This is a genomic window from Methylobacterium aquaticum (assembly GCF_001043915.1).
Lineage (GTDB): Bacteria > Pseudomonadota > Alphaproteobacteria > Rhizobiales > Beijerinckiaceae > Methylobacterium > Methylobacterium aquaticum.
On sequence record NZ_LABX01000044.1, the window covers coordinates 1 to 12,165 of the forward strand.

Annotated in this window: 11 protein-coding genes and 2 pseudogenes; 9 read left to right on the forward strand and 4 right to left on the reverse strand. The window is 70.3% G+C overall.

Annotated elements, in window-relative coordinates:
• The first annotated feature begins 330 nt into the window (after positions 1 to 330).
• The 3 genes from rlmN (at position 331) to VP06_RS05905 (ending at position 4,213) form a co-directional block, all read left to right on the forward strand.
• The gene (rlmN, locus tag VP06_RS05895) at positions 331 to 1,650 is read left to right on the forward strand and encodes a dual-specificity RNA methyltransferase RlmN (RefSeq protein ID WP_048462899.1); all 1,320 of its coding nucleotides are present in this window, start codon (positions 331 to 333) and stop codon (positions 1,648 to 1,650) included.
• An 11-nt stretch (positions 1,651 to 1,661) separates the two neighbouring features.
• On the forward strand, positions 1,662 to 2,162 hold the full coding sequence (locus tag VP06_RS05900; protein ID WP_048462900.1) for a hypothetical protein: 501 nt from the start codon (positions 1,662 to 1,664) through the stop codon (positions 2,160 to 2,162).
• A gap of 506 nt (positions 2,163 to 2,668) precedes the next feature.
• The gene (locus VP06_RS05905; RefSeq protein ID WP_048462901.1) at positions 2,669 to 4,213 is read left to right on the forward strand and encodes a sensor domain-containing diguanylate cyclase; all 1,545 of its coding nucleotides are present in this window, start codon (positions 2,669 to 2,671) and stop codon (positions 4,211 to 4,213) included.
• On the opposite strand, the gene VP06_RS05910 is transcribed toward VP06_RS05905, so the two are convergent.
• Both VP06_RS05910 and VP06_RS05915 read right to left on the reverse strand, forming a co-directional pair.
• Entirely contained in the window at positions 4,200 to 4,835 is a 636-nt protein-coding gene (locus VP06_RS05910) for a LysE family translocator (protein WP_048462902.1), read from the reverse strand. The genes VP06_RS05905 and VP06_RS05910 overlap by 14 nt on opposite strands.
• Before the next feature lie 229 nt (positions 4,836 to 5,064).
• Positions 5,065 to 6,327 carry a porin gene (locus VP06_RS05915; protein ID WP_156295474.1) on the reverse strand — a complete coding sequence of 421 codons (1,263 nt, stop codon included), beginning with the start codon at positions 6,325 to 6,327 and terminating at the stop codon, positions 5,065 to 5,067.
• 439 nt (positions 6,328 to 6,766) lie between these two features.
• On the opposite strand from VP06_RS05915, the pseudogene VP06_RS37910 reads away from it, so the two are divergent.
• Positions 6,767 to 6,901, forward strand: a pseudogene (locus VP06_RS37910) (EAL domain-containing protein); the annotation flags it as partial.
• A gap of 236 nt (positions 6,902 to 7,137) precedes the next feature.
• Here the strand turns inward: VP06_RS37910 and VP06_RS05920 are convergent.
• A complete protein-coding gene (locus tag VP06_RS05920; protein WP_197093147.1) occupies positions 7,138 to 8,016 on the reverse strand; it encodes a LysR family transcriptional regulator in 879 nt (292 codons plus the stop codon).
• A gap of 106 nt (positions 8,017 to 8,122) precedes the next feature.
• On the opposite strand from VP06_RS05920, the gene VP06_RS05925 reads away from it, so the two are divergent.
• The 4 genes from VP06_RS05925 to VP06_RS05940 all read left to right on the forward strand — a co-directional run bounded on the left by VP06_RS05925 (position 8,123) and on the right by VP06_RS05940 (position 11,516).
• Positions 8,123 to 8,389, forward strand: coding sequence for a DUF1127 domain-containing protein (locus tag VP06_RS05925; RefSeq protein WP_245291074.1), 267 nt, complete (start codon positions 8,123 to 8,125; stop codon positions 8,387 to 8,389).
• A 93-nt stretch (positions 8,390 to 8,482) separates the two neighbouring features.
• The gene (locus VP06_RS05930; protein WP_048462904.1) at positions 8,483 to 9,613 is read left to right on the forward strand and encodes a zinc-dependent alcohol dehydrogenase family protein; all 1,131 of its coding nucleotides are present in this window, start codon (positions 8,483 to 8,485) and stop codon (positions 9,611 to 9,613) included.
• A gap of 477 nt (positions 9,614 to 10,090) precedes the next feature.
• On the forward strand, positions 10,091 to 10,528 hold the full coding sequence (locus VP06_RS05935; protein WP_048462905.1) for a tellurite resistance TerB family protein: 438 nt from the start codon (positions 10,091 to 10,093) through the stop codon (positions 10,526 to 10,528).
• A 112-nt stretch (positions 10,529 to 10,640) separates the two neighbouring features.
• Positions 10,641 to 11,516 carry an NAD(P)-dependent oxidoreductase gene (locus VP06_RS05940; RefSeq protein WP_048462906.1) on the forward strand — a complete coding sequence of 292 codons (876 nt, stop codon included), beginning with the start codon at positions 10,641 to 10,643 and terminating at the stop codon, positions 11,514 to 11,516.
• Positions 11,517 to 11,659: 143 nt separating this feature from the next.
• Here VP06_RS05940 and VP06_RS05945 read toward each other — a convergent pair whose 3' ends face one another.
• Positions 11,660 to 11,935, reverse strand: a complete 276-nt coding sequence (locus VP06_RS05945; RefSeq protein WP_082167202.1) for an N-formylglutamate amidohydrolase — start codon at positions 11,933 to 11,935, stop codon at positions 11,660 to 11,662.
• Positions 11,936 to 11,961: 26 nt separating this feature from the next.
• On the opposite strand from VP06_RS05945, the pseudogene VP06_RS05950 reads away from it, so the two are divergent.
• A pseudogene (locus VP06_RS05950) lies at positions 11,962 to 12,165 on the forward strand (N-formylglutamate amidohydrolase); the annotation flags it as partial.

A 12,165-nucleotide genomic window follows, 5' to 3' on the forward strand; every position in this document is an offset into this window, starting at 1 on the left:
ACGCCGCCCCGGATCGACAGGCGCATCGCCGGTCGCGGCCGTGACATCGAGCGCCAGCCAGGCCGGGTGCGAGAGCGGCCCGCGATCCTGGTGCCATCGGGCGCTGCTCGACATCTCCGATTTTGCAGAACTGTCTGCGACCGGCCGGTGTCCGCTTCGTCGGGCAATGCTCTTGCCGACTCGGGAGAGGGGGCCGTGCTCCTTCCTTCCTGTCGTCCCTTCCTGTCGTCGCGCGCATTGCAGGGTCGATTCGGCGCCCGCCCATCGCGTTTCGGCCCGATTACCCCTATATGCGGCCGATATCCGCTTCATCCGAAGGTTTGTAAGATCATGGCGACGGCGTCGTTCGACACCGCCCGGCGCGGGGATGGCGCCGTTTCAGCACCACCCCAGCCTGGTCCGGCACTGGCGATCGAGAAGACGCCCGAGATCCGCCCCGAGGCGCTGGAGACCACCGGACCGACCTCCCTCGTCGGCCTGACCCGCGAAGCCCTGAAGGACAAGCTTGCCGCCATCGGCGTGCCGGAGCGCGAGCAGCGCATGCGCGCCGGCCAGCTCTGGCACTGGATCAACGTGCGCGGCGCTGCGTCCTTCGACGAGATGACCAATGTCAGCAAGGTGCTGAAGGGTCAGCTCGCCGGCCTCCATACCCTCGACCGGCCCGAGGTGGTGAACGAGCAGGTGTCGCGCGATGGCACCCGCAAGTGGCTGATCCGCATGCCGCCGACCGGCCGGCACGACCACAATCGCGGTGCCGAGATCGAGTGCGTCTACATCCCGGCCAACGACCGCGGCACGCTCTGCGTCTCGTCGCAGGTCGGCTGCACCCTCACCTGCTCGTTCTGCCATACCGGCACCCAGCGCCTGGTGCGCAACCTGTCGTGCCAGGAGATCGTCTCGCAACTGGTGGTGGCCCGCGACCGCCTCGGCGACTGGCCCGGGCGAACCCCGCCGAAGGGCGCCTTCGTGCCGGTCGACGGCTCGCGCTTCGTCTCGAACATCGTGTTCATGGGCATGGGCGAGCCGCTCTACAACGTCGACAACGTCATCGACGCGGTGGGCGTGATGAGCGACCACGAGGGCCTCGGCCTGTCGCGCCGGCGCATCACCGTCTCGACCTCCGGCGTGGTGCCGCAATTCGAGCGCCTCGGCCTCGAGGCCAATGCCATGCTGGCGATCTCGCTGCATGCCGTGCGCGACGACCTGCGCAACGAATTGGTGCCGCTCAATCGCAAATACCCGATCCGCGATCTGCTCCAGGCTTGCCGCGACTATCCGGGCGTGTCGAATGCCCGCCGCATCACCTTCGAGTACGTGATGCTGAAGGGCGTCAACGATTCCGACGCCGAGGCGCGGGAACTGGTGCGGCTGCTCAAGGGCATCCCGGCCAAGATCAACCTGATCCCGTTCAATCCCTGGCCCGGCTCCCGATACGAGTGCTCGGACTGGGAGCGGATCGAGCGCTTCTCCGAGATCGTGTTCAATGCCGGCTATGCCTCGCCGGTCCGCACGCCGCGGGGCCGGGACATTCTGGCGGCCTGCGGCCAGCTCAAGAGCGAGACCGAGCGCTTGCGTGCCCGCGCCCGGCTGATGCTGGAGGAGGGCATCGGCGCGGAAGGCGTCTACGCCGCCGCCCACGACGACGACTGACGGGACGAGCGATGTCCTTCGGCCGTCTCCTCACCGTCGCGGTCGCGCTCCTGATGGCGATCGCCTGCGGTGCCGTCGCCCTCGGGATCGGCGTCGCGATGGACCCGGTCCTGCGCGACCTCCTGGCCCAGTTCGGCCTGTCGGGGCTCGAAGCCGTGCTCTCGGACCTGGCGGAGGGCTACGCCCCCGATCCCGGCATGATCGACGGTGCGGTGTCCCTCGGGCGGGCGATCCTGCTCCTCGTCGCCGTTCCGCCCGTCCTCAACGCCGTCGTCGGTGAGGTGCTGGGCTGGCGCTCGCTCGCCTGGTATGGCGGCGCCACCGGCCTCCTCACGGCGCTCCTGCCCTGGCTGATGCGCGGGGCCGGCGGCCCGGCCGGACCGGGAGAGGGGCGGGTGACCGCGCTCCTGTTCTGCGCCGGCGGGATCGCTGGGCTGGTCTACTGGCTCGCCGCCGGCCGCCTCGCCGGGCGCGGGCCGGTGACGATGTGGGCCGCGCCGCCGCGGCGGTGACGCAACTCCGCTCGTCTGTCCGGTCCCAGCGAGCCTCGGATACCAACGGCCCAAGATGCGGACGCATCGATTCGATCTCGGGCTTGCCCGAGATCGATGGGGCGGTTGACCCCTCTCGCAGTGTCGACACCAACCCAGAAGCCTGGCGACATTCGAGCACGGAACCAAAGGTCGTTGAAAACGACCTTTGGTTCCGTGCTCGAATTTTCGCTAAGCCTTTGGCTTCGTATCGAAAATTTGACATGGTCCATCGGCCCGATGCGTCAGCATCTTCGGCCGCTGGTATGACACCGTTTCGGCTCGACATCGGCACGTCGAGACCGGTCGATGGCCCCAGGGGCAAGTATCTTAGGCTGTTAGTCTTAGATCGCTGGGATCGCGGCCAGTTCGGGGATGGGGCGACTGTGGGGAAGACGCCAGTTCGCCAGGTCGATGAAAGTCTTGTTTAGGATCCCGGGCGCACGATAGAGGTCTTCGCGTCAGCCTGCCGGAAAGATCCCTGCTCGATGCCGTCGCCTCGCCGCTTCCTCGCCGGGCTCCAGACCGTCCGCGTCTGGGTCGCGCTTGGCGTGCTGGCGCCCCTCGGCATGCTTCTCGTCTCCGGCCTCATGCTCTCCGAGCTGCGGCGCGAGATGTGGGCCCGGGCCGATGATACGTCGCGCAACCTGCTGCGGGTGATCGAGACCGACATCGTGCGCAACGTCGAGATCATGGACCTGGCGCTTCAGGGCATGGTCGCGAAGCTCGAGAACCCCCTGGTCGCCGCAGCGCCCGAGGGCCTGCGGCAGTTGATCCTGTTCGACCACGTCGTCACGGCCGAGGGCATGGGCATCCTCGTGCAGTTCGACGAGCACGGGACCGGGATCCTGAACTCGCGCTATCCCTCGGGCCTCGGTGGGAGCTTCAGCGACCGCGACTATTTCCAGGTCCATCGGCGGAATCCGGACGCCGGGCTCTACATCAGCAAGCCCTACGAATCGCGGATGTCGGGTGCTTACACGGTGGCGTTCAGCCGGCGCGTCACCAAGCCGGACGGGTCTTTCGGCGGCGTCGTGGTGGCCACGCTGCGGCTGTCGCACTTCGCCCGGATGCTGTCCAAGATCGGTCTCGGGCCGGACAGCAGCATCAACCTCGTCCGCCGGGACGGCATCCGGATCGTGCGCTTCCCCTACGACGTGCGGGATGTCGGCACAGACGTGGCCGGCGCGTCGAACTTCCAGCGCGTCCTCCAGGAGCGGAGCGGACGCTTCGTCGACTACGCCGAACGGGACGGCGTGCAACGTCTCTTCACCTTCACGGAGGTCGGCGACCTGCCGCTGATCCTGTCGATCGGCCTCAGCACGGACGAGATCGAGGCCGGCTGGCGCGCCAAGGCGCTGATGATCGGCCTCACGCTGCTCGCCCTGTTCGGCCTCGCGGTGCTGCTCGCCCTGCTGTGCGGGCGCGAATTGCGGCGGCGCGAGGCGGTGGAGGCCGAGCTCGCCCGCCTTTCGGTGACCGACGGGCTGACCGGCCTGCCGAACCGGCGCCGCTTCGACGCGGCCCTGCAACAGGCATTGGGGGCGGCGCGCGGCGATCGGCCCCTCGCGCTCCTGATCGTCGATGCCGACCATTTCAAGCGCTTCAACGACCGTTACGGCCACGCAGTCGGCGACGAGATCCTGCGCGGGCTGGCCCGTTGCCTGGCGGCCGCGATCCACCGGCCGCACGACCTCGTCTGCCGCATCGGCGGCGAGGAATTCGCCGTGATCCTGCCGGACACCGACGAGGAGGGGGCGGCCCGGGTCGCCGAGCGCCTGCACGCGGAGGCAGCCACCGTGGCGGTGGCCTCGGCGGGCATTCCGGCCGGCGCCCTGACGGTCAGCATCGGGCTCGCCAACACCACGTCCGGCGGCTCGCAGGCCGAGTTCTACCGGGCGGCCGATGCGGCGCTCTACGCCGCCAAGAGTGCGGGCCGCAACCGCACCTGCCGGGCCGAGACGCGCCCGGCCACCCCGCATCTGCGCCTGGTGGCCGGCGCGGATGTCGTCGGCACCGTCAGCGCACCGTGAGCAGGATGCGGGCCGCGAAGGCGCCGAACAGCCCGGCGAACAGCCAGTCGATCCCCCGCATCAGCCGCGGCCGGGCCTGAAGCAGGCCGGTGACCCGGGCGGCGCCGAGCACCATCAGGATCCCCAGCGGCAGGGACAGGCCGATGAAGGCGAGACCCAGGACGGCGAGCTGGCCCGTCGCGTTGGGGGCGTCCGCGCGCACGAATTGCGGCAGGAAGGTGAGGAAGAACAGCACCACCTTGGGGTTGGTGAGGTTCACCCCGAGTCCGAGGCAGAAGGTGCGCCACAGGCCGCCCCGCACCGTCTCGACCCGCGTGGAGAGGGCCGAGCCGCGGCGCAGGGCGTCGATCGCCAGCCAGGCCAGGTAGAGCGCGCCGACCACCTTCAGGACCATGAAGGCGGTGGCCGAGGCGGCGATCAGGGCCGAGAGCCCGAGCACGGCGGCCAGCGTGTGGATCAGGGTGCCGAGGCTCGTGCCCAAAACCGTCACGATCCCGGCACGCCGGCCCGAAGCGAGGGTGCGGGCGAGCGTCAGGCTCATGTCGGGCCCTGGCGTGACGAACAGAACCAGGCAGGCGGCCAGATAGGCCAAAAGCGTCGGGGTGTCGGGCAGGACGCTCATCGGGCGGCTCCGGGAGGCTCGCCCCGGTCTGTCATCCTCCGCCGGCCCTGCGCAAGTTGGCCTGCGCAAGTCGGCCCTGCGCAAGTCGCCTGCGCAAGCGGGGAGGGGCGGTTCCGGCCCGGGGGGGCGCTGTGATCGCCGATCCGAATCCCACCGGGAGCCTGCAAACGACGGGCGCCCGCCCGGGAGGTTCCCGGGCGGGCGCCGACTCTCACGGTGACGGGAGGCGTCAGAAGGTGATGCCGCCCTCGATCATGTAGCGATCCTGCGAGGTGCGGTTGCCGGTACGGCCGAAGCCGGTGCCGAGCGTGCCGAAGGCCAGGTCGCCGCGGGTGATGTCGTAGAGCTGGACCCGCGAATACTCGCCGCGGACGAAGAAGCGGTCGAAGGTGAAGGTCGGGGTGACGGTGAAGGACAGGGCCGAGCTGCCCGGGCCGTAGAGCAGGCTGGTGAAGCCGGCATTCTTCACGCCGGTCTGGGTGATGTACTCGACGCGGCCGGCGAGCGAGAAGTTGTCGTTGAAGGAATAGGCCGCCAGCACCGCGCCGCCATAGGTCGAAGCGCCCTCGACGATGCCGATCCGGTTGTCACGCGCGACGTTCGTGTACTGGAAGTAGGGCGTGATCGTCCACGGCCCGTTCGAATAGGTGTAGTTGAGCGACAGGATGCCGCTGTTCTGCTGGAACAGCGGAGTCGCGAAGGCGTAGCGGATGCTGCGCGCCAGCACGTCGGTGCGATCGAGGTTGAGGCCGCCGTTGATGCCGAAGGTGTTGTTGTCGTCGAGCTTGTAGGTGATCGCGCCCGTCAGCCAGCTGATGTTGCCGGAGAAGAACCCGTCGGTGCCGGCGACCGAGGCCGACCACGGGCCGTCGCTGTAGTTCACCTGCACGCCGTGGTTGATGATGTTCTCCTGGTTGAACAGGAGGCCACGGGAGATGTTCAGGTTCTGGAAGGTGAACGGCGCCTCGGTGCCGATCAGGGTCGGCATCCGGCCGCCCTGGATCGACCACTGGTCGTTGATCACGTACTTGCCGAAGGCGACCGGCAGGGGCGAGAACAGCAGGTCGGTCTGGTCGAGGGCGCTGTAGTTGACGAAGCCGAGGGCCGGGATCGCGTAGGCGCCGGCCTGGACGTAGAACTGGAACGGACCGTCGGCCTTCTGGATCCAGCCCTGGATGTTGGTGAAGTCGACCCGCGCAGCCCGGTCGCTCGGCAGCGGCGCGGCCGAGAACGGGAAGGGGTTGGTCTGGGTGTAGGCGTAGCCGGTGATGGCGCCGCCGACATAGATGTCGCCGAAGCCGCCGAGGGTGAAGCAGGTCGGGTTCGGGTTCGGCTTGATCACGCCGCCATAAGCCGGCAGCGACAAGGTCGCCTTGCAACGCTCGGCAACGGCCACCGGGGCAGAGGCCGGGGCGGCCAGGTCGGCGGCGTAGGCGAAGCCGGACGACAGCAGGGCGACGGTCAGGCTGCTGAGGGTGAAGCGCATTGCCACTGGCGAACAATCCATCTGGGGCCGCGGAGGGCCGAGCCAACTGCGGCCAAGCTGGCAGTGTGGCGGCAAAGTGGCAAAACCTTTTGTTAGGCGGTTGCTCAAAAAGTGGGCAATCTAGCCTCTGATGAGTCGGTGTCGCCGGTGTCGTGGCTTTCGCGCAACGCACATGGATACTTGCCCCGCGTAAGGCGAAGCTGTGGGGTGGCGCTGTGGCGTTGGGGCAGGCCGCAGCAAGTGGCCCTCGATTGGCCGCTTCGCAGTCTCGTCGACCTTCGTTCGGGCGCTGTGGCGAGACGCGCCGCCCGGAGCCGATCGACATGGCGACGCAGGCTGTCGCGGGCTTCGAGACCCTGGTGGCTGGCACCACCCGTCCCGCGGCCTGGCCTCGTCCGGCCTGGATCCGCGCCGCCTCAGGCTCGACGTGACGGAGAGCGCGCCGATGGCCGATTCGGCCCATGTGCTCGCGATCCTCAACCGCCTGCGGGCCTCCGGCGTGCGGATCGCGCTCGACGATGTCGGCACCGGCCATTCGTCCCTGAGCGACCTGCGCCGCTTCCCCTTCGACACGCTCACGAGCGACCGGTCGTTCGTCGCCGACATCCACGACCCCGACACCGCCGCGATCGTGCGGGGGCGATCGTCGGGATCGGCGAGCGGCTCGGCATCACCGCGGAGGGCGTCGAGACGCAAGACCAGCTCGCCCGCATCCGCCGGGAGGGCTGCCGAAGTCCAGGGCTTCCTGTTCAGCCGCCCGCTGCCGAGCGCGGCGAGAGGCAGAGCCGGCCGCAGCGGCGGGCCGCGGGCCGACGCTCACCCGTCCTCCGCCAGCATCCGCCGCAGCCAGTCGATGAAGGCCGAGGCGGCCGGCGAGAGCGGGCGATCCGCTGCCGGCACGGCCGCGAAGCCGTCGGCAAAACGGTGGAACCCGTAAGGCGCGACGAGGCGGCCTGCCGCCAAGTCGTCGCGCACCAGCATCTGCTCGACCAGGGCGACGCCCAGGCCCGACAGGGCGGCCTCGATGCACAGGCCGTTATGCGGGAAGGCGGTGTCCCGCTCCGCCGCGACGTGCCGGCCCGTCGCCGCCTCCCAGGCCGGCCAGGAATGCGGTGCGTAGTCGTGGAGGATCCGGGTCTCGGCGGCGAGGTGCCCCTCCTCGGTCCGGACCGGGTAGCCGGGGGCGCAGACCACCCCGAAGGCCACGTCGCCGAGGCGGATCGCCCGGGCCTCGTCGCGGATCGGATGGGCGAGGCGGTCCCAGCTCAGCACCAGATCGGCGCCGTCGTCGCGGATCTCCCGGGCCGAGGTCATGGAGAGGCGCACCTGCACGGTCGGCCGCTCGCGGTAGAAGCCCGCGAGGCGCGGCACCAGCCAGCGCATCGCGAAGGTCGCCCCGCAGGCGAGATGGACGGTGGCGCCCTGCCCGGCATCGCGCAGGCGCCGGTAGCCCCGCTCCAGGTCGTCGAGCACCCCCGCCACCACTCCCCGAAAGACCTCGCCGGCGGGGGTGAGGCGCAGGCCGGTGCCGGCCTTCTCGAACAGGGCCGTCCCGGCCTGATCCTGGAGCGCCCGCACCTGCCGCGACACCGCCCCGTGGGTGCGCCCGAGTTCCTCCGCCGCCTTCGTCACCGAGCCGAGGCGCGCCGCGGCCTCGAAGGCGCGCAGGGACGAGAGCGGCGGCAGGTGGCGCATGGTCGGTATCTGTGAGTTTTGCGCACGAAGCGTGCTGAAGAACTCAATATACGGCGATGCCCGTCCGGGGTAGCTGTGCCGGGCCAAGAACAGAAGGAGACCTGCCGTGGCTGCCACCGTCATCCCGTTCCCGATGCACCGCGTCGCCGGCGCCCGGCGGATGCGGACCGTGAGCCACGCGCACGAACCGCGCCTCGCCGGGGTGGCGGTCCTGCGGGGGTGGGTGCGGCGCTGGTTCGCCCGCCGCCGCCTCGCCCGGGACCTGCCCTTCATGACCGCCGAGACCCTGGCGGATATCGGGCTCAGCCGCGCCGAGGCCCTGGCCGAGGTGCACCGCCCGTTCTGGCGCTCCGGCGCGCACGACGCAGCCTGACCCTGCGCGCGCGGCCGGTTGACCGGCCGCAGGCCCGCTGCCAGCCTGTTCCCGCCGGGGCCGGACAAGACGCCCCGCCGGGAGGATCCACCTGTGTCCCTAAGCGTTCGCGCCGCCATTCTGCATCACGCCCCCGTCGCGCGGCCCTATGCCGAAACGCGGCCTTTGCGCATCGAGACGATCGAACTCGACCCGCCGGGGCCGGACGAGGTGCTGGTGAAGATTGCCGGCGCCGGCCTGTGCCATTCCGATCTCTCGGTCATCAACGGCGACCGGATTCGGCCGGTGCCGGTGGCCCTCGGCCACGAGGCGTCCGGCATCGTCGAGGAGACCGGGCCGGGCGTCACCGACCTTCGGCGCGGCGACCATGTGGTGATGTCCTTCGTGCCGACCTGCGGCTGCTGCGCGCCCTGCCGCGAGGGACGCGGCGCCCTGTGCGAGCCCGGCAACGCTGCCAACGGCCGCGGCACGCTCCTGTCCGGCGCCAAGCGCATCCACTGCGACGGCGTCGAGGTGAGCCACCACAGCGGCGTCTCGGCCTTCGGCGAATACGCGGTGATCTCCCGCCGCTCGATCGTGAAGATCGAGTCCGACATCCCGCTCGTCGAGGCCGCCCTGTTCGGCTGCGCGGTGATGACCGGCGTCGGCGCGGTGGTGAATACCTGCCGGGTGCAGATGGGCCAGAGCGTCGCGGTGGTGGGCCTCGGCGGCGTCGGCCTCTCGGCGCTGATCGGAGCCGTGGCCAGCGGAGCCGGCCGCATCGTCGCGGTCGACCTGTCGGAGGACAAGCTCAGGGTCGCCCGCGAGCTCGGCGCCACCGACGCCTTCCTGGCCTCCGACCCCGACGCCGTCGCGGCGATCCGGGACGCCACCGATGGCGGCGTCGATTACGCCCTGGAGATGGCCGGCTCGGTCAAGGCGTTCGACACCGCCTACCGCATCACCCGCCGCGGCGGCACCACGGCGACTGCCGGCCTCGCCAACCCGAACCACAGCTTCACCCTGCCGCCGGTCGGCCTTGTCGGCGAGGAGCGGGTGGTGCGGGGCAGCTACATGGGCTCCTGCGTCCCGGCCCGGGATATTCCACGCTACATCGCGATGTATCGGCAGGGCCGCCTGCCGGTGAACAAGCTGATGACCGGCACCCTCACCCTCGACCAGATCAACGAGGGCTTCGACCGGCTCGACCGCGGCGAGGCAATCCGGCAGGTGATCGCGATGTAGAATGCCGAGAGCGTGGCGCTCCTCCCACAGATTCGAGAACCACCACGTCATTCCGGGACCGCGCAGCGGAGCCCGGCATTCAGAATTCCGGTCGTGCTCAATACCGCGGGTCGCGTTCCATTCTATTCTGAATGCCCTGAGCGTCCGGGCGTGCCTGCGGCACTCCGGGCTCGGCTGTCGCTGCCCCGGAATGGCGACGGAGGGGGGGTGTTTCGGCGAGGCAACCGAAACGCCGTGACGGCGCCAGTCGCGCCGCGGTCCCGACACTCCGGCATCTCAGCGTGCGCGATCGAGACGAGCGTGTCCGATCGACCACGGCCGGGGTTTTTCTTGGCCCGATCTCTTCCCTCGACCACTCGCGTCGTTGGGCGCGGCAGCGCTGCACTTGTCCGGCGGGCGCGCTCATGCATCGATGCGCAACCGCGACGACGGGTCCGCCGCTGCCGGCCCGAGGGACTTCTTTTTCAAGGACGTGCCATGGGGCTGTTTCAGGATGCCTTCTCCCGGGTTGGCCGGGTCGTCATGTCCTATGCCGGCGACACCGCCTTCCTCCACGCCGCCTGCTCGGCCGCCGCCGCCGTGATCCTGGCCGACCAGGAGATCGACGAGGAGGAGATCGAGACCGCGCTGACCGACCTCAGCAACAACCCGATCCTTCAGAAGTCCTACGGCGTGCTGAAGCTGGAGCAGGAGCTGCACGAGGCGATCGCCCGGGCGAAGAGCCGGGCCGGGCGGCTGGAAAACCTGCGCTTCGTCGGCGCCATCGCCGACCGCCCGCTGGAGCAGCGCCAGGACGTCTTCCTCATCGCCGCCGACGTCGCCGACCAGGGCGGAATCAGCGAGCTGGAGCACAAGGCCCTCGACGACATCGCCGAGGTGCTCGGCGTCGAGAAGGCAGCCCTTCTGGGCGTCTGAGCGAAGCCGATCTCCGCATCGCGAAGCGATCAATCGGACATCGGATGGGGGCCTGACACGGCGCCCGCCCGCCATATCTCCTCCCCACCCGAAGGATGGGAAGGGCGTGGCGATGGATGTCGGATTTCTCGGGCTCGGCCGGATGGGCCGGGGGATGGCCCTCAACCTGGTGAAGGCGGGCCATCGGGTTCGGGTATGGAACCGCTCGCCGCAGGCGGCGGAAGCCCTGCGTGCCCAGGGCGCCGAGCCGGTGGCGACCCCCGCCGAGGCGTTCCGGGGCGACGCCGCCGTGACGATGCTGGCCGACGACGCCGCGCTCCGCGCCGTCCTCATCGAGGGCGGCCTCCTCGACCAGGCCGAGAAGCCCAAGGTGCATCTCGGCACCAGCACCATCTCGGTCGCGCTCGCCGAGGAATTGGCGGCGGTCCACGGCCGGGCGGGTGTGCCTTACGTGTCGGCGCCGGTCTTCGGCCGTCCCGACGTGGCGGAGGCGGGCAGGCTCACCATCCTGGCCGCCGGCCCGGACGACGCGATCGCAGCGGCGCAGCCGCTCCTCGACGCGATGGGGGCAAAGACCTGGCGCTTCGGCGAGGCGCCGGCCCGAGCCAACGCGGTCAAGCTCGCCGGCAACATGATGATCGTCGCGGCGATCGAGGCGATGGGCGAGGCGGTGGCCCTCGCCAAGGCGCACGGGGTGTCGGCCGCCGACCTTCTCGACCTCCTGACGAACACGATCTTCGCCGCGCCCGTCTACAAGAACTATGGCGGCGCCATCGCCGCCGGCCGCTACGAGCCGCCGGGCTTCGGGCTGGCGCTCGGCGCCAAGGACGTGCGCCTGGCGCTCGCCGCAGCGGAGACCGTCCGGGTGCCGATGCCGCTCGCCAGCGTCCTGCGCGACGGCCTGCTCGATGCGCTGGCGCATGGCGACGGCGAGAAGGACCTGGCGGCGCTCGCCACCGTCTCGCTGCGGCGGGCGGGGAGGGAGTGATCCGACGTCCGGACGATTCGGTCCGGACGTCGGATCGCCAGCCCGCGCGGTGGAACCGTCGGCTCCACACGCCTGAGCGAAGCCGATGTCCGCATCGCGAAGCGATCGGTCGGACATCGGATGACCCACGCCGGTCAGGGACACTACTCGGCGGCGATGCGCCGCGGGCCGAGATCGAGGGAGGCGTGGCCGAGCGTCTCCGCGACCGCGGTCAGGATCCGCGACAGGGCCTCGAAGCCGGGGCGGGGCAGGAGATTGCGCTCGTCCATGTAGAGGGCGCGATTGACCTCGATCTGGAGGGCGTGGCGGCCGAAAGCCGGCTCGCCGTAATGCTCGGTGATGAAGCCGCCCGCATAGGGCTTGTTGCGCACCACCCTGAGGCCGTGGCCGCGGAAGGCGGCCTCGGCGCAGTCGATCAGGTCGGGCGCGCAGGAGGTGCCGAAGCGGTCGCGCGGTCCTGATCGATTGCCACTCGATGCCGTCGAGCAGCCTCGCCCGGGACGAGGGGGCGACGGTCGACGTGGTGCTGGGCGACCGCTTCGGCACCTCCTGCGCGCCCGACCTGATCGACTGCGCCGAGGCCGCCTTCCGCGGCCACGGCCTCAGGGTGGTGCGCAACAAGCCCTATGCGGGCGGCTTCATCACCGAG

Excerpts from the sequence above, each read along its gene's own strand:
- rlmN (WP_048462899.1), top strand. The coding sequence starts at position 331 with ATGGCGACGGCGTCGTTCGACACCGCCCGGCGCGGGGATGGCGCCGTT.
- VP06_RS05900 (WP_048462900.1), top strand. The coding sequence starts at position 1,662 with ATGTCCTTCGGCCGTCTCCTCACCGTCGCGGTCGCGCTCCTGATGGCG.
- VP06_RS05905 (WP_048462901.1), top strand. The coding sequence starts at position 2,669 with ATGCCGTCGCCTCGCCGCTTCCTCGCCGGGCTCCAGACCGTCCGCGTC.
- VP06_RS05910 (WP_048462902.1), bottom strand. The coding sequence starts at position 4,835 with ATGAGCGTCCTGCCCGACACCCCGACGCTTTTGGCCTATCTGGCCGCC.
- VP06_RS05920 (WP_197093147.1), bottom strand. The coding sequence starts at position 8,016 with ATGCGCCACCTGCCGCCGCTCTCGTCCCTGCGCGCCTTCGAGGCCGCG.
- VP06_RS05935 (WP_048462905.1), top strand. The coding sequence starts at position 10,091 with ATGGGGCTGTTTCAGGATGCCTTCTCCCGGGTTGGCCGGGTCGTCATG.
- VP06_RS05940 (WP_048462906.1), top strand. The coding sequence starts at position 10,641 with ATGGATGTCGGATTTCTCGGGCTCGGCCGGATGGGCCGGGGGATGGCC.